The following is a 22,372-nucleotide window of genomic DNA, read 5'->3' as shown; positions in this document are numbered from 1 at the left end:
GAACCGGAGATTATACCGTGAAATGGGGGTAAGGACGATGAGTTGATGCAATAATTCCCCTGATAGCGGGGGGAACCTTGGGGGGTAACGTGGTGTTGCTGCAAATTATTAGTCATTAAAGCAACAAATATCCCTGCTACGGACTGTGGTGCAAGTGGCAATTTCCAACCTCATTCGTTGGATTGTTCTAAAATAACGGGCTACACTGCGCCGGCGGGCTGACTGCCTGGCCATATTGATTAAAAGCTTATGTCTAAAAAACTGAATCCCGATCCCGCCCCGCCCGCCGCGCCAGCCTCGTTTGAAGAGGCGATGGCGGAACTGGCGGCCCTGGTGACGCAAATGGAATCGGGGCAATTGCCGCTGGAGGCGTCGGTTGCGGCCTATGCGCGCGGCTCGGAACTGGTGAAATATTGTGCAGGTCAACTCGATAAGGTCGAGTCGCAAGTGAAAATTCTGGAAGGCGATATGCTGAAACCGTTTGCTGATGAGGTGCAGGCATGAGCGCCACGTTCCAGGACTGGATGAAAACCATCCAGGCCGGCATGGAAGCCGACATGAACGGCTACCTGCCTGCCGCCGGCACGGAGCCGTCCAAACTGCATGAGGCAATGCGCTATGCGCTGCTGGGCGGCGGCAAGCGCGTGCGTCCGCTGCTGGTGTATGCGGCAGGCGAATTGTCCGGCGCCGACAGCGCCGTGCTGTCGCGCGCTGCGGCGGCAGTGGAAATGATCCACGCGTATTCGCTGGTGCACGACGATATGCCGTGCATGGATGATGATGAACTGCGCCGCGGCAAACCCACGGTGCACGTAGCCTATGACGACGCCACCGCGCTGCTGGTGGGCGATGCGTTGCAGGCACAGGCTTTCCTGGTATTGGCTGAGGCGACTTTGCCTTCGGCGCGCCAGGTGCAGATGTTGCGCCTGCTGGCCCACGCGGCCGGTTCGGCCGGGATGTGCGGCGGCCAGGCGATCGACCTGGACAGTGTCGGCATCAGTTTGTCGTTGGAGCAGTTGGAGCGCATGCACCAGTTGAAAACCGGCGCCTTGCTGCGCGCGTCGGTGGTGCTGGGCGCACTGGCCGGCAAGGATTTGTCCGATGACGAAATGACGGCGCTGAACGTGTACGCGCGCGCCATCGGCCTGGCGTTCCAGGTGGTGGACGACGTGCTGGACGCGACGGCCGATTCGGCCACGCTGGGTAAAACGGCGGGCAAGGATGCGGCCGACAACAAACCCACGTACGTATCGATCCTGGGCCTGGAGCCATCGCGCGCGCTGGCGGAAAAACTTCGGCAGGAAGCGCATGCGGCGCTGGCGCCATTTGGAGACAAGGCACTGCGGTTACGCGAACTGGCGGACCTGATCGTGCAGCGGAAGGCTTAAATGAACTTGCTAGACAATATCGATGACCCGGCGGACGTGCGCAAACTGGCGCGTCACCAACTGACGCCGCTGGCGCATGAACTGCGCAATTACCTGCTCGACAGCGTATCGAAGACGGGCGGCCATTTGTCGTCCAACCTGGGCACCGTGGAACTGACGGTCGCGCTGCACTACGTGTTCAATACGCCGTACGACCGCATCGTGTGGGACGTGGGCCATCAAACGTATTCGCACAAGATCCTGACGGGCCGCCGCAAGCAGATGCACACGCTGCGCCAGATGGATGGCATTTCCGGCTTCCCGCGCCGCGTGGAAAGCGAATACGACACGTTCGGCACCGCCCACTCGTCGACGTCGATTTCCGCCGCGCTGGGCATGGCGCAGGCAGCCAAGATCAAGGGCGAGCACCGCCACGCGATCGCCGTGATCGGCGATGGCTCGATGACGGCCGGCATGGCGTTTGAAGCGCTGAACAATGCGGGCGTGCAGGAAGACCTGAATCTGCTGGTCATTTTGAACGACAACGACATGTCGATTTCGCCGCCGGTGGGCGCATTGAACCGCTACCTGGCGCGCCTGATGTCGGGCCAGTTTTACGCGGCCGCGAAAAACGTGGGCAAGTCGGTGCTGCCGGCCCCCATGCTGGAACTGGCCAAGCGCTTCGAGGAACACGCGAAGGGCATGGTGGTGCCGGCCACGATGTTCGAGGAATTCGGTTTCAACTATATCGGCCCGATCGATGGCCACGACCTGGAATCGCTGATCCCGACGCTGGAAAACATCAAGAAGCTCAAGGGCCCGCAATTCCTGCACGTGGTGACGAAAAAAGGGCAGGGCTACAAGCTGGCCGAGGCGGAGCCGATCCTGTACCACGGCACCGGCAAATTCAATCCGGCCGAAGGTATCAAGCCATCGACGGCGCCGGCCAAGATCACGTACACGGAAGTATTCGGCAACTGGCTGTGCGACATGGCGAAACAGGACAAGCGCCTGGTCGGCATCACGCCCGCCATGCGCGAAGGTTCCGGCATGGTACGCTTCGAAAAGGAAAACCCGGACCGCTACTTCGACGTCGGCATCGCCGAGCAGCACGCCGTGACGTTTGGCGCGGGCCTGGCTTGCGAAGGCTTGAAGCCGGTGGTGGCGATTTATTCGACCTTCCTGCAACGCGCCTACGACCAGCTGATCCACGACGTGGCGCTGCAAAACCTGGACGTGACGTTTGCGCTGGACCGCGCGGGCCTGGTGGGCGCCGACGGCGCCACGCACGCCGGCAACTACGACCTGGCGTACCTGCGCTGCATCCCGAACATGGTGGTGATGGCGCCATCCGATGAAAACGAATGCCGCCAGATGCTGACCACCGGATACCACTACCAGGGCCCGGCGGCGGTGCGTTATCCGCGCGGCGCCGGCATCGGCGCGGCGATCGAACCGGCGCTGACCAGCATGGAAATCGGCAAGGGTGAAATCAAGCGCCAGGGCAAGAAGATAGCCATCCTGGCGTTTGGCTCGATGGTGGCGCCAAGCGTGGGCGCTGCCGGGCAGCTCGATGCAACCGTGGCCAACATGCGTTTCGTGAAGCCGCTGGACGTGGAACTGGTCAAGCTGCTGGCCGCCACCCATGACGTGCTGGTGACGGTGGAAGAGGGCTGCATCATGGGTGGCGCGGGCGCCGCCGTGGCGGAAGCGCTGGCGCTTGAGGCTATCGTCAAGCCGGTATTGATGCTGGGCTTGCCGGACAAGTTCATCGACCACGGCGATCCAGCCAAGCTGCTGTCGCTGGCCGGCCTGGACGCCAACGGCATCGCCGCAGCCATCAAGGCCCGCTTCGGCAGCACGCTGACCGGTTCCGACGAACCGCGGCTGGTCGTCAACAACGGCTGATTTTCAGCCTCACAGGTGTTGCGCGGATGCCAATGTATCCGCGCGACTCCCTATTTTTTCCACAATTGCACGTGATAATGTCCGTTCGACCAATGCGGAGGACGAGTTATGCGTGCGATTTGGCTGTCGGTACTGGTAGCGGCCGGCCTGGCTGGCTGCGGTGGCAGTGATCCTGGCAGCCCACAGCGGCTGGCGATGGGGGCGGCGCCGTCGACCGAGCCGGTAAAAGCGGATCCCACGGCCGCAGCGGCCGCCACGTTGACGTTTTCCGGCAAGCGCAGCGACTACACCATCACGGCCGAAGGATCCGGCTTTCTCGTCACCGCCGTCAATGGCGGCGCATCCGTCTCGGCCACCAGCAGCCAGCTGCTGCAGTTTTCCGACGCCACCGTCTCGTTCGATGTGACGGGCAATGCCGGCAAGGCATACCGGCTGTACCAGGCGGCCTTCAACCGCGTGCCCGATGGCGCGGGCCTGGGCTACTGGATCGACGTGATGAACCGGGGCGCCAGCTTGCGCGAAGTGGCGGCCAGTTTCCTGTCCGATAAGGAATCGAAAACGCTGTATGGCGACAAGCCCACCAATGCGGCGCTGGTGACGGCGTTTTACCAGAATGTGCTGCAGCGCGCGCCCGATGCGGCCGGGGCGAAATACTGGACTGATATCCTCGACAGTAAAGCCACGGACGTGCCGGACGTGCTGCAATACTTCAGCGAAGGCCCGGAAAACACTGCACGCGTACTGCCCGCCATTCGCAACGGCATCGCTTACACCCCCATCGCGAAACCCGCCGGCAGCGTGCCGGGTGCGCCGCAGATCGGCGCCGCCACGGCGGGCAATGGCAGCGCCAGTATCGCGTTCACGGCGCCTGCGCAGGATGGCAGCTCGCCTGTCACCGGCTATACCGCATCGTGCACGACCGGCACTGCCGGCTCGGCGGCCATCACCGCGCAGGGCACCGCCAGCCCGCTGGCCGTCACGGGGCTGACCAACGGCGCCACCTATGCGTGCACTGTCACGGCCAGCAATGCCGTGGGCGCCGGCGCGGCGTCGGCCAGCGTCAGCGTGACGCCTGCGGCGGGCGCCGGCACGTCAAGCTTTACCGTCACGTCGGCAGCGGGCGCGGAAGGCGCCACCATGCCGAACACGTACACGTGCGACGGCACCAGCAAGTCGCCGCCGCTGGCATGGAGCGGCGCGCCGTCCGGCACCCAGGGCTATGCCATCGTCATGAGCACGATTCCAGGCCCGGGCAGCGTCAAATACAACTGGCTGCTGTATAACATCCCGGCGTCCACCACCAGCCTGGCCGTGGGCAGCAGCGGTGTCGGCACGCTGGGCTTTGCCGACGATGGGGCAGGCCTGGGCTATGCCGCGCCATGCTCGTCCGGCGCCGGCACGAAAACCTATACGTTCACCGTGTATGCGGTATCGGCCGCGCCCAACCTGTCGGCGTACACGGCCAGCCAGGTCACGGGCAGCGTGCTGACGCAGGCGCTGTCCTCCGTCACGCTGAAAACCGCGACGCTGAACCTGCTCAATACCCGCACCCAGGCCACGTTGAATTGCCTGTCCATGAAACGCGCCATCGGCCCCTATGAAAAAGCCAACAGCCTGGGCATCACGTGCGATGAAACCTATGCGTACTTCAGCACGTACGGCATCCAGACCGCGCACCCGATGATGAAAGGGATTACGCAAACCATCCTGCAAGTGCCGACCGCGCAAAACTTCACCGGCTCGAATGCGTGGAAGATCCCGCTGAACCCCGCCATTGCCGCCAGCACCACGACGGCGGTCGACGGCCCGATCGGCCTGGCGATTAACGGCATCCCCATCTTCAACCCGTGCAAGCAGGGCGGCTGCGATACGGCGACCGGCGGCGGCGACACCAAGGTGCAGGGCGAACTGGATATCTGCAATGGCCATGCGGGCCGCGCCGACGATTACCACTACCATGCGGCGCCCGTGTGCATGATGGCTGATCAGTCGTCCAGTTACTGGGATACCCACCCGATCGGCTGGGCGCTCGATGGTTTCGCCATCTTCGGCTACAACAATCCGGACGGCACCACAGCCACCCGCGACGCCGTCTGCGGCGGCAATACATTGACGCACCAGAATGCGCCGGCGGGCTACGCCTACCACGCGACCGATACCAGCCCGTACATCCTGTCGTGCTTCCGCGGCACGCCAAGCCCGGACCTGGCGGGGCAGGGCGCCAAATTCGCCGTGCTGCACAATCCCAAGGGGCCGGGCGGCGGTTCCGGCGTGTTCAACATGTCACTGAACGCGTCGCCAACCAGCCTGGCGATCGGCGGCACCACCACGCTGGAGTGGGAGCAGGGCACGAACAAATACCAGATCCTGTACACCCGCACCAGTAACCTGTGCTGGACGTTCGTCTTCAAGACCAATGGCGTGCAGACCGCCACAGAAAACGATTGCAGGGCGTTTTAATGAAGCAGTGGATCGCAGCGGTCGTACTCGGCCTGGCCGGACTGGCTCCGTGCCACGCGCATGAAATGGAAGCGAACCGCGCCACGCTGGTGCTGCGCGATGGCGGCCACCTGGCGCTGACCTTGTACCTCGACTATGCGGCGGCGCTGCACCAGGCGCTGGCGCCGGGCCGCCCGTTCGAGGAATTCATGCTGACCCACGCCACCATGCCGGCCGCGCAATTCCAGCAGGCGCTCGACGGCGCGCACCGCAAATTCGAACAGGGCACGCGCGCCACGCTGAAAGCGGGTCTGCCTGTGGCATTCCGTGGCTGGCAATGGCCGGCTGCTGCGCAGGTGCAGCAAAAGCTGCGCGAGCGGGCCATGCTGCTGGTGCGCACGCAGGGCGGCCACAGTCACGAGGCGCCGCTGGAAGTGCGGGCGGAACTGGCTGCCGGCGAGGATTTCCATTCTTTGAGAATGCAATTCCCCGCCGAATTCCGCGATGTGCTGGTGGTGTCGTACCGCCCGGCCCAGGTATGGGTGAAACCGGACCAGGCGTCGCCTGCCGTGGTGTTTTGAACCATCGCGCGGCATGGCGCGGCTGCTCGAACCGTAATTATTCCTCGTCCGCAGCGTCCGCCGCAGCCTCGGCCGCCGCTGCTTCCGCTTTAGCGGCGTATTCCGCCTTGGTTTCCTTGCGCGATTTGCGCTCGTGCTGCCACAGCACGTCGCCGCCGCCGGCAAAGCGGTTCAGCACGCGGGCCAGCACGAACATCAGGTCCGACAGGCGGTTGACGTACTGGCGCGGGTGGTCATGGATGGTTTCCGTCTTGCCCAGCGTGACGATGCTGCGCTCCGCGCGGCGGCAGATGGTGCGGCACACGTGGGCTAGCGAGGCGGCGCGCGAACCGGCCGGCAGGATGAATTCCGTCAGCGCCGGCAGCGTGGCATTGTGCTTGGCCAGCAAACCGTCCAGCTTTTCCACGTGCTCTTCCTTGATCATCTGGTAGCCGGGAATGCACAGTTCACCGCCCAGGTCGAACAAGTCGTGCTGCACGCCGACCAGTTCATCGCGCATGTCGTCCGGCATGTCTTCCGACAGCAGCAGGCCGATATGCGAATTCAACTCATCCACGTCACCGATGGCGCAAATGCGCACGCTGTCCTTGTCGGTGCGGGTGCCGTCGCCCAGGCCCGTGGTGCCGTTGTCCCCCGTACGGGTGGCGATCTTTGAAAGGCGGTTGCCCATGGTATGTTCTCCGCGTTGGTCGTTCGTTATGAATCCCGGCAGGATACGACAAATAGCCGGTTTGCACATAAAATAAGTATATGCCCGCCTACCCTGACGAAGTGATTGCCGAACGCCGGCAACAAGTTGCCGCAGCGCTGCATGCCGTGCTGCCGCCCACATCCATCCTCAGCGCGCCGGAAGATACCCGGCCGTACGAATGCGACGGCTTGTCCGCTTATCGCCAGTTGCCGATGATCGTCGTGCTGCCCGCCAATGAAGAACAGGTGCTGGCGGTGCTGGACGTGTGCCGCCGCCTGCACGTTCCCATCGTGCCGCGCGGCGCGGGGACGGGGCTGTCCGGCGGCGCCATGCCGATTGCCGATGGCGTCGTGCTGTCCACCGCGCGCATGAACAGGATCGTGCGGCTCGACGCCTATTCCCGCACCGCCGTGGTGCAGCCCGGCGTGCGCAATCTCGCCATTTCCGAGGCGGCGGCGCCGCACGGCCTGTATTACGCGCCCGATCCGTCCTCGCAAATCGCCTGCACCATCGGCGGCAATGTGGCGGAAAACTCGGGCGGCGTGCATTGCCTCAAATATGGCCTGACCGTGCACAACGTGCTGCGCGTGCGGATCGCCACCATCGAGGGCGATATTGTTGAATTAGGGAGCGCGGCGCCCGATGCGCCGGGACTGGATTTGCTGGCGGCCTTTATCGGTTCCGAGGGTATGCTGGGCATCGTGCTGGAAGTGACGGTCAAACTGGTGCCGAAACCCGCCGCCGCCCGCGTCATCATGGCGTCGTTCGATGACGTCACCCGGGGCGGCAATGCGGTGGCGGAGGTGATTGCCGCCGGCATCATCCCGGCCGGGCTGGAAATGATGGACCGCACGTCGTCGCGCATGGTGGAGCCGTTCGTGAAGGCAGGCTATGACACGGAAGCTGCCGCCATCCTTCTGTGCGAAGCCGATGGCACGGCTGACGAAGTCGAAGAGGAAATTGCGCGCATGTCCGCCGTGCTGCGCGCGGCGGGGGCGGGTGCGATTGCCGTTTCAGGCAGTGAAGCGGAACGGCTGAAATTCTGGTCCGGCCGCAAGAATGCCTTCCCCGCCGCCGGCCGCATTTCACCGGACTATTACTGCATGGATGGCACCATCCCCCGCAAGCACCTGGCCCGCGTGCTGAAAGGAATCGAAGCCATGGAACACAAGTATGGGCTGCGCTGCGCCAACGTGTTCCATGCGGGCGACGGCAATTTGCACCCGCTGATCCTGTTCGATGCGAACCAGCCGGACGAACTGCGCCGCGCCGAAGCGTTCGGCGCCGACATCCTCGCGCTGTGCGTGGAAGTGGGCGGCACCATCACGGGCGAGCATGGCGTCGGCATCGAGAAAATCGATTCCATGTGCGTGCAATTCACGGCCGAGGAATTGCAGGCATTCTTTGCGCTGAAGCGCGCCTTCGATCCACTGTCGCTGCTGAATCCGGACAAGGCCATCCCGACACTGAACCGCTGCGCGGAATTCGGCAAGATGCGCGTGACGGGCGGCGTCTTGCCGCACCCGGAATTGCCCCGTTTTTAAAGGAAGCATGATGCTGGAACTCTTCCGCGACCAGGTCCGCCAGGCCGCAGCCCGCAAGACGCCGCTGCGCATCCGTGGCGGCGGCACCAAGGATTGGTATGGCGGCGAACCTGTCGGCGACGTGCTCGATACGTCGGCGCATGCCGGGGTGGTGGACTACGAACCGTCGGAACTGGTGATCACGGCGCGCTGCGGCACGCCGCTGGCTGACATCGAGGCGCTGCTGGCGCGGCAGGGGCAAATGCTGGCGTTCGAGCCACCCCGTTTCGGCCCGGCGTCGACGATTGGCGGCGTGGTGGCGGCGGGCTTGTCGGGGCCGCGCCGCATGGCGGCAGGCAGTGTGCGCGATTTCGTGCTGGGAGCAAAACTGGTCAATGGCGCGGGCGAGGTGCTGAACTTTGGCGGCCAGGTCATGAAGAACGTGGCCGGTTATGACGTCTCGCGGCTGCTGGCCGGTTCCATGGGGACGCTGGGCCTGATCGCGGAAGTATCGCTGAAGGTATTGCCGCTGCCCGTGCGGGAAGCCACGGTGCAAATACCGCTGGATGAAATCGCCGCGCTGCGTACGCTGAATGAATGGGCCGGCCAGCCGCTGCCGCTGTCGGCCAGTTGCTGGCATGACGGCGTGCTGTCGGTGCGCCTGTCCGGCGCGGAAAGCGCGGTGGCGGCAGCGGTGAACAAGCTGGGCGCCGCCGCGCAGGCATCCGTCATGCCACAGCATGATGCGCAAGCGCTGTGGGCAAGCCTGCGCGACCACACGCATGCGTTTTTCGATACGCCGCACTTGTGGCGCATGGCAGTACCGCCCCATGCCAGCGCCATTATTTTGAAAGGCCGGTCGCTGATCGAGTGGGGTGGCGGCCAGCGCTGGCTGCATGCGGACGCTTCGCGCGCCGGCGACATCCGCCGCACCGCGGCGGCGTCCGGCGGCCACGCCACGCTGTTCCGTTCCGTCGATAAATCCGTGCCGCCATTTCACCCGCCAGCATCTGCTCTGGCGCTGCTGAACCGGCGCATGAAGCAGGCATTCGATCCGGATGGCATTTTCAATCCCGGCCGACTGGGAGAGCCGCACCATGCAAACTAACCTGGCGGACTTCATCAAGAACACGCGCGACGGCGACGAAGCGGAAGCCATCCTGCGCGCCTGCGTGCACTGCGGCTTTTGCACCGCCACGTGCCCCACGTACCAGTTGCTGGGTGATGAACTGGATGGTCCGCGTGGCCGGATTTACCTGATCAAGCAAGTGCTGGAAGGGGCGCCGGTCACGGACAAGACGCAGTTGCACCTGGACCGTTGCCTGACGTGCCGCAGCTGTGAAAGCACGTGCCCGTCCGGCGTACGCTATGGCCGGCTGGCCGATATCGGCCGCAAGGTGGTCGAACAAAAAGTGCCGCGTGCGCTGCCGGAACGCATCAAGCGCTACGTGCTGAAGGAAACGTTGCCGCGCCGCTGGCTGTTCACGCCCGCGGTTAAACTGGGGCGGCTGGTGCGGCCCTTGCTGTCGAAAGACTTGCAGGACAAGCTGGTCCCCGCGCGCCCGGCCGGAACGTGGCCGCAGCGCGCGCATGCGCGCCGCATGCTGGTGCTGCAGGGGTGCGTGCAGCCGGGACTGGCGCCATCGATCAACGCGGCGGCCGCACGCGTGCTCGATGCGCTGGGCGTGGCCCTGTATGCCGCGCCGGAAGCCGGCTGCTGCGGCGCGCTGCGCTACCACCTGAACGACCATGACGGCGGCCTGGACGACATGCGCCGCAATATCGATGCATGGTGGCCCCACGTGTCGGGCGAGCATGGAGCACCCCATGCGGAAGCCATCGTCATGACGGCTTCCGGCTGCGGCGCCAGCGTCAAGGAATATGGCCATTTGCTGGCGCACGATCCCGCTTATGCGGCCAGGGCGCAGCGCATCTCCGCGATGACACTGGACTTAAGCGAAGTGCTGGCGGGATTCGAGGAACAGGTGCGGGAACTGGCGGGGCAGCGCCAGGCGACAGGCGGTGATCGCATTGCCTACCACCCGCCGTGCACCTTGCAGCATGGCCAGCAAATCCGCGGCAAGGCGGAACAGGTGCTGCGTGCGGCCGGCGTCAACGTTTCATTGTGTGCGGACAGCCACCTGTGCTGCGGCTCGGCGGGTACCTATTCGATGCTGCAGCCGGAAATGGCCGCGCAACTGCGCGCGCGCAAGCTGGCTGCGCTGGACGATACCGGTGCGCCGGCCTATGCAACCGCCAACATCGGCTGCCAGGTGCACCTGCAAGCCGGGACGGACAAGCCGGTGCTGCACTGGATTGAAGTACTGGAACACGCCCTTAATCCCGCTCCGCCCACTTGTTCATGATTTCCTCCGCCTGCGGAATCAGGCCGAGGAACAAGTCCACCAGCGCGGGATCGAAATGCAGCCCCCGCTGCGCCAGCAAATGGTCGCAAGCCTGTTCCACGGTCCACGCGCGTTTGTATGGCCGTATCGACGTCAGCGCGTCGAACACGTCGGCAATCGCCACGATGCGTCCCGCCAGCGGGATCTCTTCGCCTTTCAGCCCGGCCGGATAACCGCTGCCATCCCATTTTTCATGGTGCGTGCGCGCCACGTCGTACGCCACGGCCAGCATGCCGGTCGCATGGTCACCGATAATGCTGGCGCCGATGGTCGGGTGTTTTTGCATCTCGCGCCATTCGTCGGCATCGAGTTTGGCGGGCTTTTGCAGGATGCGGTCGGGAATGCCGATCTTGCCGATGTCGTGCATGGGCGCCGCATTGAACAAATCGTCGACGTCATCTTCATGCATTCCCGCCGCAGTGCCCAGCAGGCGCGCGTAATGGCTCATGCGGATCACGTGCAGGCCCGTCTCGTTGTCCTTGTATTCCGCCGCCAGGCCAAGGCGCTGCACGATTTCCAGCCGGCTGGCTTTCAGTTCATCCATGCGCACCAGCGACAAGTGCAGTTGTACGCGCGCTTTCACCACGGGCGGGCTGACGGGCTTGGTGATGTAGTCGACGCCGCCCGCATCGAAGCCCGCCACTTCATCGACCGTGTCCGTCAGCGCCGTGACAAAGATCACGGGTATGCCTGCCGTGACAGGATCGGCTTTCAAGTGTTGGCACACTTCATAGCCCGTCATGTCGGGCATCATGACATCCAACAGGATCAGGTCAGGCTGTTCGCGCGCGGCCAGTTCCAGCGCGCGCGGACCATCCTTGGCAAACAGCAGGCGGTAGCGGTCTTGCAGGATTTGCCGCAGCAACTGCAGGTTGATGGGTTCGTCATCGACTGCCAGGATAATGGGCTGGCGCTTGTTATTCATGGTGTACTCCCGGCCGATGGCGGCAGGCACGCCGCCAGCAGCGCCTCCAGCCGCGCATGGGCCACGCTGAAATCAAAATTATCCATCGCACTGCGCAGTTCATCGAGCCGGGCCGGCGCCACGTGGCCGTCCAGCGCCTGCGCAAAGTCGTGCAGCAGGGCGTCGTCAAATGCGCCGCTGTCGATGGAACTGTGCAATTGTTCGGCCAACGCGGTGATGCGCTGGGCATTGAGCGGCGGCCTTGCGGCAGCCGCGCTGTGGTTGTCGCTTGCCGTGGCGGGTGCGGCGGACGATGCTGCCAGCACGGTGGTGATGGCGGCGCAGGCGATGGCCACCTGTTCGCTGGCTTGCGCCAGCAGCGCCGCCAGTGACTGCCGCGCATCGGGGTCGTCGATCGACGCATCGGCATTGGCGGCGGCCTGCGCCCACGCATGTTCCAGGTGGTCCAGCGTGGTGGCAAGCAGTTCCAGTCCCAGGTTGGCTGCAACGCCCTTGACCTGGTGGGTCAGGGCGGCGCCATCCTGGTAGCGTTCTTCTGCGGCGTGACGGCTCAGTTCATGGCCCAGCTGCATCCGTTCCTGCACAAAGGTGTGCAGCGCGCGGTAATACGGCTGTTCCTGCTCACCCCAGCGCCGCAAGCCTTGCACCAGGTTCAGGACGTGCGAAGCGCCACTGCCGCCGGCTTGTACCGCGCCGCCCGTGTCCAGCCCCAGCACGCGCGCCAGTTCGCGCACCAGCACCGGCATGTCGACCGGCTTCGGTGCAAATCCATCCATGCCGGCGATGCTGGTGGCTTCGCGGTCTTTTTCCAGCACGCTGGCCGTCATCGCGATGATGGGGACGCGCGGGCGGCCCAGCTCCGCTTCGGCGGCGCGGATGCGGCGCGTGGCTTCCAGCCCGTCCATGAATGGCATTTGCACATCCATCAGGATCACGTCGAACTGTCCTTCCTCCGCCATCCGCACGGCGGCGGCGCCATCGCCCACGGTGACCACGGAGTGGCCCCGTTTGCCCAGCAATAAAGTCAGCAATTCCAGGTTTTGCGGCACATCGTCGGCCGCCAGGAAGCGCAGCGCCGGTAATTGCGGCAAGGGTTGCAGGCTCTCGGGCGCCGCATCGGATTGCTCGGAGGCGTACACCAGCGGCAACTGCACGTGGAATTCGCTGCCCTGGCCTTCGACGCTGGTGGCCCAGATACGGCCGCCCATCAATTCCGTCAACTGTTTGCAAATCGTGGTGCCCAGGCCGGTGCCGCCATAACGCCGGTTCATCGACGCATCCGCTTGCATGAACGGTTCAAAAATCGCGGCCAGGCGGTTTTCCGGAATCCCGATGCCGGTGTCGGCCACCGTGATATGCAGCTGATCCAGGCCGTCCTGTTCGTCCTGCGCCAGGGTCAGCGCGACATGACCCGTGCCTGTGAACTTGATGGCGTTGCCCAGTAAATTGGTCAATACCTGGCGCACGCGCAATTCATCGCCGCGCAGGCGATGCGGCAACGCGTCGCTGTACTGCACGGTCAGCGCCAGTCCTTTGGCGGCGGCATTGGCGCCCATCGTCGACGACAATTCATCGACCAGCGCCAGCAGGTTGTAATCGCTTTCTTCCAGTTCCACGGCGCCCTTGTCCAGCTTCGCCGTGTCGAGGATTTCGTTCAGCAAGCGCAGCAGCGAACGGGCGGAATTGCGCACCGTGTCCAGGTGGCGGCGCTGGTCGGCCGCCAGGTCGCCCTGTAATAGCACGTCGGTAAAACCCAGGATGGAATTCATCGGCGTGCGGATTTCGTGGCTCATGTTGGCCAGGAAAGCAGCCCGTGCGGCGGCGGCCTGCTCGGCGCGCTCTTTCGCCGTGCGCAACTCTTCTTCCATCTGGCGCCGTCCGGAAATATCGAGGATCACGCCGTCCAGCCATTTGACCCGGCCCTTGTCGTCGAAAATGGCGCTGCCGTTTTCCCACATCCAGCGGATGCTGCCGTCGCGGTGGCGCAGCCGGTACTCGATGGTGAACGGCTCGCTGCGCGAAATCGCTTCCTCCAGTCCCCGCGCCACGTGTTCATGGTCGTCCGGGTGGATCAAGTCGCCATACAGCCGCGCGGCGGGCGCGCCGACGAATTCTTCCGGCGGGTAGCCCGTCAGGGTTTCCACGGCCGCGCTGACGAACACCATCGGCCAGCCTGGCGCATGCAGCGCGCGGTACGAGATTCCGGGGATGTTGCCGATCAGCGAGCGGAATTGCTGTTCGCTGTCGCGCAGCGCCTGTTCCATCGCCTTGCGCTCGCTGATGTCCGTGACGAAGCATACGTACAAATCCTGGTTCGCCAGCCGCGCGTGGCCATACGCGTTACGTACCGGTACCTTGGCGCCGCTCTTGTGCAAGCCGAGGATATCCTGGCTCTCGCCGATCATGCCTTCCCGCCCGTCTTTCAAATGGCTGAGCAAGCCGTCGCGCGCGGAGCGGGCCGGATCGGCAATCAGCAGGCGCACATTCTTGCCGACGATTTCTTCCCGCTTCCAGCCAAAGATGCGCTCCGCCGACTTATTGAATTCGCGGATGGTGCCGTCCGATTCCACGGTGACCACGCCGTCGACCGCGGTTTCCAGCAGCGCGCGCATCCACGATTCGCTTTCGCGCAGCTGGAAAAACAGCGCGCGGTAGCGCAGCAAGCCGTTGGCCGACGTCACCAGCAGCGTGAAGACAGCGGTGGTCATTGAGACGGCCAGCGCCAGGAATGGCGCATTGAGGATTTCACTGGTGGCGTCGGGTTCCACGCGGCCCACGAAACGCGCCGCCGCCATGCCGGTGTAATGCATGCCGGCGATGGCGCACCCCATCGTGACGCCGGCAATACCCAGCCGTGTCGCCTCCGACATCCACGTGCGCAGCATCGACAGGCCGAAGCGCACCCACAGCGCCAGCGTGGCCAGCGCCACCGCCACCAGGATCGACAGGCCGAACATCCACGGGTCATAGCGCAATTCGAGCGGGCTGCGCATCGCCGCCATGCCGGTGTAATGCATGGCGCCGATGCCTGCCCCCACCAGCACGCCACCGGTCAGCAATTGCCAGCCATTGATGCGCTTGCGGCCGATCAGCGTCAGCGCCACGGAAGATGCCGCGATGCTGGGCAACATCGACCAGATGGTCAGCGCGCGGTCATATTCGACGCCGGTGCACAGGTTAAAGGCCAGCATGCCGATGAAATGCATGGCCCAGACGCCGCTGCCCAACGCCAGGCTGCCCGTCAACAGCGCGGCGCGGCGCAGGTTGGGCGACGATGCGGTGGCGGCCTGGCCAGCCATCTGCAATCCCATCCATGACGAAAAACTGGCCACCACCACGGACAGGATGACCAGCCACGGATCATAGATCCCGTAAGTCAGCAAGGATGGATCGGCGGGAGGGGAAAACAGTTGCGTGAGGTACGCGGTGACTGTGCTCATGGTGGCACCATAAAAAACAACGCCCGGCGCGGGCCGGGCTGGGAAGCGGCTATTCTGCCAGCAATTTCTCTATATCGCCCGTCATTTCTTCCGGTTTGGTGGTGGGCGCGTAGCGTTTATACACCGTACCGTCTTTGCGAACCAGGAACTTGGTGAAGTTCCACTTGATGCCTTCGGTGCCCAGCAAGCCGGGCGACGCTTTTTTCAAGTGCTTGTACAGCGGGTGCGCATCGTCGCCGTTGACGTCGATCTTGGAAAACATGGGGAAGCTGACACCATAGTTTTTCTGGCAAAACGCGCCGATTTCCTCTTCAGCGCCCGGCTCCTGCGAACCAAACTGGTTGCACGGGAAGCCCAGCACTTCCACGCCTTTGTCCTTGAATTGCTGGTAAACCGATTCCAGGCCTTCGTATTGCGGCGTGAAGCCGCACTTGCTGGCGGTATTCACGATCAGCAGCACTTTGCCCTTGTATTGCGACAGGTCGACAGGCTTGCCGGCCAGCGAATCGGCGTTGAAATCGAAGACAGTGGTCATTGTTAATTCCTATACGATGTTGAGGTGTTCGGTACCGGCCGACATGTCGCGGTTTTTCGCGGCCTTGCTTTCCAGCTTGATTTGCAGGCGCAAATCGTTGACGGAATCCGCGTTGCGCAGCGCATCTTCATACGTGATCATGTCCGCCTCGTACAGGTCGAACAGCGACTGGTCGAAGGTTTGCATGCCCAGTTCGCGTGATTTTTTCATCAATTCCTTGATTTCATGGACCTGGCCCTTGAAGATCAGGTCGGAGATCAGCGGTGAATTCAGCATGATTTCAATGGCCACGGCGCGGCCCTTGGATTCCTTGCGGGGAATCAGGCGCTGGGAAATCATGCCTTTCAGGTTCAGCGATAGATCCATCAGCAATTGCTGGCGGCGTTCTTCCGGGAAGAAGTTGATGATGCGGTCCAGCGCCTGGTTGGCGCTGTTGGCGTGCAGGGTGGCCAGGCACAGGTGGCCGGTTTCCGCGAACGCGATCGCATGGTCCATGGTCTGGCGGTCGCGGATTTCGCCGATCTGGATCACGTCCGGCGCCTGGCGCAGCGTGTTTTTCAGCGCGATTTCCCAGTCTTCCGTATCGACGCCCACTTCGCGCTGCGTGACCACGCAATTGCCGTGCGGGTGGACGAATTCCACCGGGTCTTCAATCGTGATGATGTGGCCATAGCTGTTGTGGTTGCGGTAGCCCAGCATGGCGGCCAGGGTCGTGGATTTGCCGGAACCCGTGGCGCCCACCATCACCACCAGGCCGCGCTTGGCCATGATGACTTCCTTCAGTACTTCCGGCAGGCCCAGATCTTCCAGTTTCGGGATCGTCGAGTTAATCGTCCGCAGCACCATGCCCACCGCGCCCATTTGCACGAAGGCGGACACGCGGAAGCGTCCCAGGTCGCCCGGGCTGATGGCGAAGTTGGCTTCCTTCGTCATTTCAAATCCGGCCGCCTGCTTGTCGTTCATGATGGAACGGGCCAGATCCGAAGTGTGGGCAGGGGTCAGTGGCTGCGCCGAGACTGGCGTCATCTTGCCGTCGATTTTCATCGCGGGCGGGAAGCCGGCCGTGATGAACAAGTCCGACCCTTTCTTGCTGAGCATCAGGCGCAGCAGGTCGAACATGAATTTGGATGCCTGGTCGCGTTCCATAAAGTTCCTTGGGCGTCAGTACAGCTAAACTTCTCAGCCGGGGAAGTTTTCCGGGATCTTGGCGGCGAAGCGCGCCGCCGCCGACGAAATCACGTTGCGCCGCACCAGGTCCGTCAAGTTCTGGTCCAGTGTCTGCATGCCGACATTGCTGCCGGTCTGGATCGCGGAATACATTTGCGCGATCTTCGCTTCGCGGATCAGGTTGCGGATCGCCGGCGTGCCGACCATGATTTCATGCGCGGCCACACGGCCGTTGCCATCCTTGGTTTTCAGCAGCGTCTGAGAAATCACCGCCTGCAGCGATTCGGACAGCATCGCGCGCACCATTTCCTTTTCTTCGGCGGGGAACACGTCGACGATACGGTCGATGGTTTTCGCGGCCGACGACGTGTGCAGCGTGCCGAATACCAGGTGGCCCGTTTCCGCGGCGGACAGGGCCAGGCGGATGGTTTCCAGGTCGCGCAATTCACCCACCAGGATCGCGTCCGGGTCTTCCCGCAGCGCCGAACGCAGCGCGTTATTGAACGACAGCGTGTGCGGGCCCACTTCGCGCTGGTTGATCAGGCATTTCTTCGAATCGTGCACGAATTCGATCGGGTCTTCGATCGTCAGGATGTGGCCGTATTCGTTTTCATTGAGGTGGTTGATCATGGCCGCCAGCGTGGTGGACTTGCCGGAACCGGTCGGCCCCGTCACCAGCACCAGTCCCCGTGGCTTCAGCGCGAAGTCGGCGAAGATCTTCGGGCAGTGCAGCTCTTCCAGGCTCATGATCTTCGAGGGAATCGTCCGCAGCACGGCCGCCGCGCCCCGTTCCTGGTTGTACGCATTGACGCGGAAGCGCGCCAGGCCGGGAATCGCGAACGAAAAGTCACATTCCAGCATTTCCTCGTACGCCTTGCGCTGGCCGTCGTTCATGATGTCATAAATCATGCCGTGCACGTCCTTGTGTTCCATGGGCGGCAGGTTAATGCGGCGCACGTCGCCATGCACGCGGATCATGGGCGGCAGGCCGGCCGACAAATGCAAGTCGGAAGCCTTGTTCTTCACCGAGAATGCGAGTAATTCGGAAATGTCCATTTATAATCCCTGTGCCTGCAAAGCGGGCGTCTTCGTCGAAGGAGGCGCGTACGTGCGGGCACAGTGAATGTCAACTCTCCCGCTCAACGATTATGTCCAGAATAGCCCGGAACTTGCAAGCAGTCATAGACAACATTGTTGCCTCGGAGCACGAGGCAGGCAGGGCTGCCGGTTCCGTGCAATTACTGGCGGTTTCCAAAACCTTTGGCGCCGAAGCCGTGCTGGAAGCCGTGCAGGGCGGCCAGTTGGCCTTTGGCGAAAACTACCTGCAGGAAGGGCTGGACAAAATCCGCGCCCTGGCCAGCGCCACCCCCACGCCGGACCAGGCGCTGGAATGGCATTTCATCGGTCCTATCCAAAGCAACAAGACCCGGCCCATCGCGGAGCATTTCGACTGGGTGCACACGGTCGAGCGCGAGAAAATCGCCCAGCGCCTGTCGGACCAGCGTCCGGACAGCCTGCCCCCGCTGAACATTTGTTTGCAAGTGAACATCAGCGGCGAGGCCAGCAAGAGCGGCGCCGCGCCGCAAGAGGTTGCCGCGCTGGCCCATGCCGTGGCGGGGCTGCCGAAGCTGCGCCTGCGCGGCCTGATGGCGATCCCCGAGCCGGAACACGACTTCGATAAGCAGCGCGCGGCCTTTGCCCGCGTGCGAGCACTGTATGACACGCTTCGCGCCGAAGGACTGGCGCTCGATACGCTGTCGATGGGCATGTCCGGCGACATGCGGGCCGCCATCCTGGAAGGCGCCACCATGGTCCGCGTCGGCTCCGCCATTTTCGGCGCGCGCAACTATCCCACCAAGGAAACTCAATGAAAATCGCATTTATCGGCGGCGGCAACATGGCTGCCGCGCTGATCGCCGGCCTGGCCGGCAAACTGACCCCCGGCGCCAATATCCACGTGGTCGATCCGAACACGGCGTCGCTGGACAGGCTGCGCGCCCAGTATGGCGTCACCACGGCGGCCAGCGCGGATGCCGCTGTATCGCAGGCCGATGTCATCGTGCTGGCCGTGAAACCGCAAATCATGAAGGAAGTGGCGGCGCAACTGCTGCCGCTGCTGCCGGCCGGCGGCAAGGCCTTGCTGCTGTCGATCGCCGCAGGCATCCGCGCGGCGGACCTGTCGCGCTGGCTGGGTGGCTATGCCGCCATCGTGCGCACCATGCCGAATACGCCGGCGCTGATCGGCCAGGGCATTACCGGCATGGTGGCGGCGGCCGGCGTGTCAGCCGCGCAGCGCGACTCTGCGGACGCCATCATGAAGGCGGTCGGCGGCACCGTGTGGCTGGACGATGAAGCGCTGATCGACCCGGTAACGGCGGTCTCGGGCAGCGGCCCCGCCTACGTGTTTTACTTTATCGAGGCGATGCAGCAGGCGGCGCTGGAAATGGGCTTGAACGCGGAGCAGGGCAAGCAACTGGCGCTGGCCACGTTTACCGGCGCGGCGCAACTGGCGGCGCAATCGGACGAACCGGTGTCGGTGCTGCGCGAACGCGTGACGTCGAAAGGCGGCACCACCTATGCGGCCCTGACCAGCATGGAAGAAAGCGGCGTCAAGCAGGCGATCATCACCGCCATGAAAGCCGCCGCCGCCCGTGGCAAACAACTGGGCGACGAACTGGGTCAGGCGTAAGGGGCTGAACCTTACGGTTCGCCCAGGTATTTCTGGTAAATCGCCTGGAACCGCCCCGTTTCCTTCAAGTGCTTCAAGCCCGCGTTGAAATCGTCGCGGATCTTGCGGTCGCGGAAAACCGGGCGGTAATCCATGGGATTGAAACGGACAAAGGCATGTTCGGCGGTGGGTTTCGGCTTGTAGCCGGTCTGCCGCAATTGCAGCGTGAAGTACTTGAAGATATTGCGGTCGCTGAGCACCAGGTCGTAGCGGCCCTTGTCCAGGGTCAGCACTTGCAGGGCCTGGTCGTTTTGCTCGTAATAGTGGCCGTCGGCCTGCACGGCGGCCAGCCATTCCGGATAGCGGCGCGCGGCGCCCGCAAAGGAAATCACCGTCAACCCTTTCAAATCTTCCGGCTTGCGGATCACCAGGTTGCGGTCTTTCAGGCTGATAAACACGTTATCGTAAAACACGGCCGGATCGCCGTAATGGGCGCCATCGGGCCGCAAATCCTGGCCCAGGTCCGTCATCGCGGCATCCACCTCATGCGCCTTGAAGGCAACGGGAATGCGGGCGAATGAATAATAGCGGGGCTTCAATACGTGGCCACGGTAGGCCAATGCTTCGCCCAGCACTTCCAGTTCAATGCCGGAATTGCTTTCGGGGAAGCAGAAGGGCGGGATTTTTTCACCGAACGCCATGGTGACGTCGGCCGCCAGCGAGGGAGTCACGCACTGCCAGCTGATGGCCAGCAAAGCGAAGGTACTGCGCAGGTTCATATCAGAGATCGTCAGAATTGATGCCGTATGCCCACGGCGATCACACGCCGCGTGCCGCCCGGCAGCGTGGTCTGGTAATTGGCCGCACTGCCGTTGCGCAGACGGGAGGATACCAGATACAGGTTGGTGCGTTTCGATAACCAATGGTAGTAGCCTGCCGCGATCTGTTTCGCGCCCGCGTTCGGGTTGTTGCGGTCGGTCTTGCGCACATAATCAGCCGACAGCAAATTCAAGCCGAAGGGCACCGACACGCCGACCAGCAAATCCCGCGTATTGAGCGTCGTATCGTTGGTGCTGCGGGCGGCGGCCATCCAGCCACGCACGGGACCCAGGTCGACATTCCCGCCGATCATCGTGCTGCGCGCCAGCGTGGCGCCTGCGGCATCGTTGGCATCGTGGCGTGCCAGCTGGATATTGAAAATGCCCGTCTTGTAACCGACATCCATGCTGACCTGGCGGTTCGCGCTGCTGCTCGCCGCGCTTTCACCCGCCGCCCAGGCGATATCGCCATAGAACCCGTTCAGCCCGGACGGCAGCGAATATTTGACGGTGTTATCCATGCGCACGCCGGAATCGTAAAACACGCGGGTCGATTCGCCGGGACCCTTGGCATCGAACGGGTCGTTGGTGGCGATGGCGCCGAAGTAGGGCGTGAACATGCGGCCCGCGCGGACCGTCCCGATCGGGCTGGACAAGCCGACCCAAGCCTGGCTGCCAAACACGCGGCCCGCGAACGACGGGGCGCCGGTATCGGACTCGATTTGCGACTCCAGCACAAAGCTGGCGGACAGCCCGCCGCCCAGGTCTTCCTGGCCGCGTATGCCGAGGCGCGATGCGGTTTGCTGGCCGCTGTCGACACGCATGGACGATTTGCCCGAGTTGCTGTCGGAAGCGATGGCCAAGTCCATCACGCCATAGAGGGTGACGGCTTGATTGACGGATTGTTGGGCGCAGACCCATGCCGGGAACAGGCACACCAGCATTGCCAGCCGGTTTCGCATGATGGACTCCGCATTTGCGCGCATGGGCGCTTACTGACGTTGTACTCCTGGCCCGGAACGCCTGCAATGGTGGCGTGAATATTTGTGCAAAATGGCAACGGTCTGTATCGCGCAGACAAGCCGTGTTCGGTATGCTGGGACTTTTCCCGGGGAACCCGCATGTATCTGCGCCGCGCCTTGCTGGCCATACTGGTATGGGGAAGCACAGTATCGGCTGCCTATGCCGGACCGGCTGCGGCGCGCGTGTTTGTCGTCGGGGTGGAAAACCTGCAGTACTACCCGCTGCATACGGTCGACCGCCATAATGAATACGCGGGATTCGCACGCGAGGTGCTGGATGCCTTTGCCCGGCGCCACGGCTACACCTTCCGCTATGTGCCGCTGCCGATCAATCGCCTGTATGCGTCGCTGCTGAAAGAGCATACGGTGGATTTCAAATATCCGGATAACCCGAAGTGGCGCGAGGAGTTGCGCGCTGGCGCCACTATCAGTTACAGCGACGTGGTGGTCACGACGGAAGAGGGGGCGATGGTGTTGCCGCAGCACCGCGGCCGCCCGCTGGCGCAACTGAAAACCCTGGGAACGGCGCTCGGGTTTACGCCGTGGCCCTACCAGGACGCCATCGACAGCAAGACCATCACATTAACCACCAGCAGTGGTTTTGACAGCTTGCTGCGGCTGGCGCTGGCCGGCCATATCGACGCCGTGTACGTGAATGTGGACGTGGCCAACCATATGCTGGAAGACCAGTTGAAAACGCCCGGCGGTTTGCAGTTCGATCCGGGCTTGCCCCATGCCCGCAGCGACTTTCGGATGTCGACCGTGCGCCACCCGGAAATCGTGCAGCAATTTTCCCAGTTCCTGCAGCAGGAACGGAACTGGCTGCAGCAATTGCGCGGCCGCTACAAGATCGGTAACGGCAACGGCGCGCCGCCGCGCTGAC

General features: G+C 63.4%; 19 protein-coding genes. 11 read left to right on the top strand and 8 right to left on the bottom strand.

Features of this window, described 5'->3' with window-relative positions:
* The first annotated feature begins 249 nt into the window (after window positions 1-249).
* The 5 genes from GJ700_RS15715 (at window position 250) to GJ700_RS15695 (ending at window position 6,295) form a co-directional block, all read left to right on the top strand.
* Complete coding sequence (locus tag GJ700_RS15715; protein WP_154375454.1) at window positions 250-504, top strand: exodeoxyribonuclease VII small subunit; 255 nt, start codon at window positions 250-252, stop codon at window positions 502-504.
* Entirely contained in the window at window positions 501-1,388 is an 888-nt protein-coding gene (locus tag GJ700_RS15710; RefSeq protein WP_154375452.1) for a polyprenyl synthetase family protein, read from the top strand. The genes GJ700_RS15715 and GJ700_RS15710 overlap by 4 nt, the downstream gene beginning before the upstream one ends.
* Complete coding sequence (gene dxs, locus GJ700_RS15705; RefSeq protein ID WP_154375450.1) at window positions 1,389-3,275, top strand: 1-deoxy-D-xylulose-5-phosphate synthase; 1,887 nt, start codon at window positions 1,389-1,391, stop codon at window positions 3,273-3,275. It abuts the gene before it with no gap.
* Window positions 3,276-3,383: 108 nt separating this feature from the next.
* On the top strand, window positions 3,384-5,735 hold the full coding sequence (locus tag GJ700_RS15700) for a YHYH protein (RefSeq protein WP_154375449.1): 2,352 nt from the start codon (window positions 3,384-3,386) through the stop codon (window positions 5,733-5,735).
* The gene (locus tag GJ700_RS15695; protein ID WP_154375447.1) at window positions 5,735-6,295 is read left to right on the top strand and encodes a hypothetical protein; all 561 of its coding nucleotides are present in this window, start codon (window positions 5,735-5,737) and stop codon (window positions 6,293-6,295) included. The genes GJ700_RS15700 and GJ700_RS15695 overlap by 1 nt, the downstream gene beginning before the upstream one ends.
* 37 nt (window positions 6,296-6,332) lie before the next feature.
* On the opposite strand, the gene GJ700_RS15690 is transcribed toward GJ700_RS15695, so the two are convergent.
* Window positions 6,333-6,965, bottom strand: a complete 633-nt coding sequence (locus GJ700_RS15690) for a cob(I)yrinic acid a,c-diamide adenosyltransferase (RefSeq protein WP_154375445.1) — start codon at window positions 6,963-6,965, stop codon at window positions 6,333-6,335.
* An 80-nt stretch (window positions 6,966-7,045) separates the two neighbouring features.
* On the opposite strand from GJ700_RS15690, the gene GJ700_RS15685 reads away from it, so the two are divergent.
* The 3 genes from GJ700_RS15685 to glcF are packed head-to-tail and all read left to right on the top strand — an operon-like array spanning window position 7,046 to window position 10,875.
* The gene (locus GJ700_RS15685; RefSeq protein WP_154375443.1) at window positions 7,046-8,530 is read left to right on the top strand and encodes an FAD-linked oxidase C-terminal domain-containing protein; all 1,485 of its coding nucleotides are present in this window, start codon (window positions 7,046-7,048) and stop codon (window positions 8,528-8,530) included.
* Between the two features lie 10 nt (window positions 8,531-8,540).
* The gene (gene glcE / locus GJ700_RS15680) at window positions 8,541-9,617 is read left to right on the top strand and encodes a glycolate oxidase subunit GlcE (RefSeq protein ID WP_154375769.1); all 1,077 of its coding nucleotides are present in this window, start codon (window positions 8,541-8,543) and stop codon (window positions 9,615-9,617) included.
* Window positions 9,607-10,875, top strand: a complete 1,269-nt coding sequence (glcF, locus tag GJ700_RS15675; protein ID WP_154375441.1) for a glycolate oxidase subunit GlcF — start codon at window positions 9,607-9,609, stop codon at window positions 10,873-10,875. The genes glcE and glcF overlap by 11 nt, the downstream gene beginning before the upstream one ends.
* On the opposite strand, the gene GJ700_RS15670 is transcribed toward glcF, so the two are convergent.
* Genes GJ700_RS15670 through GJ700_RS15650 form a run of 5 tightly spaced genes read right to left on the bottom strand, consistent with a single transcriptional unit; the run spans window position 10,847 to window position 18,037 of the window.
* Window positions 10,847-11,839 carry a response regulator gene (locus tag GJ700_RS15670; protein WP_154375439.1) on the bottom strand — a complete coding sequence of 331 codons (993 nt, stop codon included), beginning with the start codon at window positions 11,837-11,839 and terminating at the stop codon, window positions 10,847-10,849. The two genes, glcF and GJ700_RS15670, sit on opposite strands and share 29 nt — an antisense overlap.
* A complete protein-coding gene (locus GJ700_RS15665; protein ID WP_154375437.1) occupies window positions 11,836-15,279 on the bottom strand; it encodes an MHYT domain-containing protein in 3,444 nt (1,147 codons plus the stop codon). The genes GJ700_RS15670 and GJ700_RS15665 overlap by 4 nt, the downstream gene beginning before the upstream one ends.
* Before the next feature lie 49 nt (window positions 15,280-15,328).
* Window positions 15,329-15,814, bottom strand: coding sequence for a glutathione peroxidase (locus tag GJ700_RS15660; RefSeq protein WP_154375435.1), 486 nt, complete (start codon window positions 15,812-15,814; stop codon window positions 15,329-15,331).
* Between the two features lie 9 nt (window positions 15,815-15,823).
* Window positions 15,824-16,960 (bottom strand): PilT/PilU family type 4a pilus ATPase, encoded by a 1,137-nt coding sequence (locus GJ700_RS15655; RefSeq protein ID WP_154375433.1) that lies wholly within the window; start codon window positions 16,958-16,960, stop codon window positions 15,824-15,826.
* A 33-nt stretch (window positions 16,961-16,993) separates the two neighbouring features.
* The gene (locus GJ700_RS15650) at window positions 16,994-18,037 is read right to left on the bottom strand and encodes a type IV pilus twitching motility protein PilT (protein ID WP_154375431.1); all 1,044 of its coding nucleotides are present in this window, start codon (window positions 18,035-18,037) and stop codon (window positions 16,994-16,996) included.
* Between the two features lie 92 nt (window positions 18,038-18,129).
* On the opposite strand from GJ700_RS15650, the gene GJ700_RS15645 reads away from it, so the two are divergent.
* Both GJ700_RS15645 and proC read left to right on the top strand, forming a co-directional pair.
* Window positions 18,130-18,852 (top strand): YggS family pyridoxal phosphate-dependent enzyme, encoded by a 723-nt coding sequence (locus GJ700_RS15645; protein WP_154375429.1) that lies wholly within the window; start codon window positions 18,130-18,132, stop codon window positions 18,850-18,852.
* Entirely contained in the window at window positions 18,849-19,670 is an 822-nt protein-coding gene (gene proC / locus GJ700_RS15640) for a pyrroline-5-carboxylate reductase (protein WP_154375427.1), read from the top strand. The genes GJ700_RS15645 and proC overlap by 4 nt, the downstream gene beginning before the upstream one ends.
* Before the next feature lie 11 nt (window positions 19,671-19,681).
* Here proC and GJ700_RS15635 read toward each other — a convergent pair whose 3' ends face one another.
* Both GJ700_RS15635 and GJ700_RS15630 read right to left on the bottom strand, forming a co-directional pair.
* A complete protein-coding gene (locus GJ700_RS15635; protein ID WP_229507029.1) occupies window positions 19,682-20,428 on the bottom strand; it encodes a substrate-binding periplasmic protein in 747 nt (248 codons plus the stop codon).
* 11 nt (window positions 20,429-20,439) lie between these two features.
* Window positions 20,440-21,429, bottom strand: a complete 990-nt coding sequence (locus GJ700_RS15630) for a porin (RefSeq protein WP_195763915.1) — start codon at window positions 21,427-21,429, stop codon at window positions 20,440-20,442.
* A 159-nt stretch (window positions 21,430-21,588) separates the two neighbouring features.
* On the opposite strand from GJ700_RS15630, the gene GJ700_RS15625 reads away from it, so the two are divergent.
* Entirely contained in the window at window positions 21,589-22,371 is a 783-nt protein-coding gene (locus GJ700_RS15625; protein WP_154375423.1) for a substrate-binding periplasmic protein, read from the top strand.
* Window position 22,372 lies beyond the last annotated feature (1 nt).

It is taken from the genome of Pseudoduganella rivuli, assembly GCF_009674485.1.
Taxonomy (GTDB): domain Bacteria; phylum Pseudomonadota; class Gammaproteobacteria; order Burkholderiales; family Burkholderiaceae_D; genus Rugamonas; species Rugamonas rivuli_B.
This window is presented reverse-complemented; position numbering and strand designations above follow the sequence as displayed.

Excerpts from the sequence above, each read along its gene's own strand:
- GJ700_RS15715 (WP_154375454.1), top strand. The coding sequence starts at position 250 with ATGTCTAAAAAACTGAATCCCGATCCCGCCCCGCCCGCCGCGCCAGCC.
- GJ700_RS15710 (WP_154375452.1), top strand. The coding sequence starts at position 501 with ATGAGCGCCACGTTCCAGGACTGGATGAAAACCATCCAGGCCGGCATG.
- dxs (WP_154375450.1), top strand. The coding sequence starts at position 1,389 with ATGAACTTGCTAGACAATATCGATGACCCGGCGGACGTGCGCAAACTG.
- GJ700_RS15700 (WP_154375449.1), top strand. The coding sequence starts at position 3,384 with ATGCGTGCGATTTGGCTGTCGGTACTGGTAGCGGCCGGCCTGGCTGGC.
- GJ700_RS15695 (WP_154375447.1), top strand. The coding sequence starts at position 5,735 with ATGAAGCAGTGGATCGCAGCGGTCGTACTCGGCCTGGCCGGACTGGCT.
- GJ700_RS15690 (WP_154375445.1), bottom strand. The coding sequence starts at position 6,965 with ATGGGCAACCGCCTTTCAAAGATCGCCACCCGTACGGGGGACAACGGC.
- GJ700_RS15685 (WP_154375443.1), top strand. The coding sequence starts at position 7,046 with ATGCCCGCCTACCCTGACGAAGTGATTGCCGAACGCCGGCAACAAGTT.
- glcE (WP_154375769.1), top strand. The coding sequence starts at position 8,541 with ATGCTGGAACTCTTCCGCGACCAGGTCCGCCAGGCCGCAGCCCGCAAG.
- glcF (WP_154375441.1), top strand. The coding sequence starts at position 9,607 with ATGCAAACTAACCTGGCGGACTTCATCAAGAACACGCGCGACGGCGAC.
- GJ700_RS15670 (WP_154375439.1), bottom strand. The coding sequence starts at position 11,839 with ATGAATAACAAGCGCCAGCCCATTATCCTGGCAGTCGATGACGAACCC.
- GJ700_RS15665 (WP_154375437.1), bottom strand. The coding sequence starts at position 15,279 with ATGAGCACAGTCACCGCGTACCTCACGCAACTGTTTTCCCCTCCCGCC.
- GJ700_RS15660 (WP_154375435.1), bottom strand. The coding sequence starts at position 15,814 with ATGACCACTGTCTTCGATTTCAACGCCGATTCGCTGGCCGGCAAGCCT.
- GJ700_RS15655 (WP_154375433.1), bottom strand. The coding sequence starts at position 16,960 with ATGGAACGCGACCAGGCATCCAAATTCATGTTCGACCTGCTGCGCCTG.
- GJ700_RS15650 (WP_154375431.1), bottom strand. The coding sequence starts at position 18,037 with ATGGACATTTCCGAATTACTCGCATTCTCGGTGAAGAACAAGGCTTCC.
- GJ700_RS15645 (WP_154375429.1), top strand. The coding sequence starts at position 18,130 with ATGTCCAGAATAGCCCGGAACTTGCAAGCAGTCATAGACAACATTGTT.
- proC (WP_154375427.1), top strand. The coding sequence starts at position 18,849 with ATGAAAATCGCATTTATCGGCGGCGGCAACATGGCTGCCGCGCTGATC.
- GJ700_RS15635 (WP_229507029.1), bottom strand. The coding sequence starts at position 20,428 with ATGAACCTGCGCAGTACCTTCGCTTTGCTGGCCATCAGCTGGCAGTGC.
- GJ700_RS15630 (WP_195763915.1), bottom strand. The coding sequence starts at position 21,429 with ATGCGAAACCGGCTGGCAATGCTGGTGTGCCTGTTCCCGGCATGGGTC.
- GJ700_RS15625 (WP_154375423.1), top strand. The coding sequence starts at position 21,589 with ATGTATCTGCGCCGCGCCTTGCTGGCCATACTGGTATGGGGAAGCACA.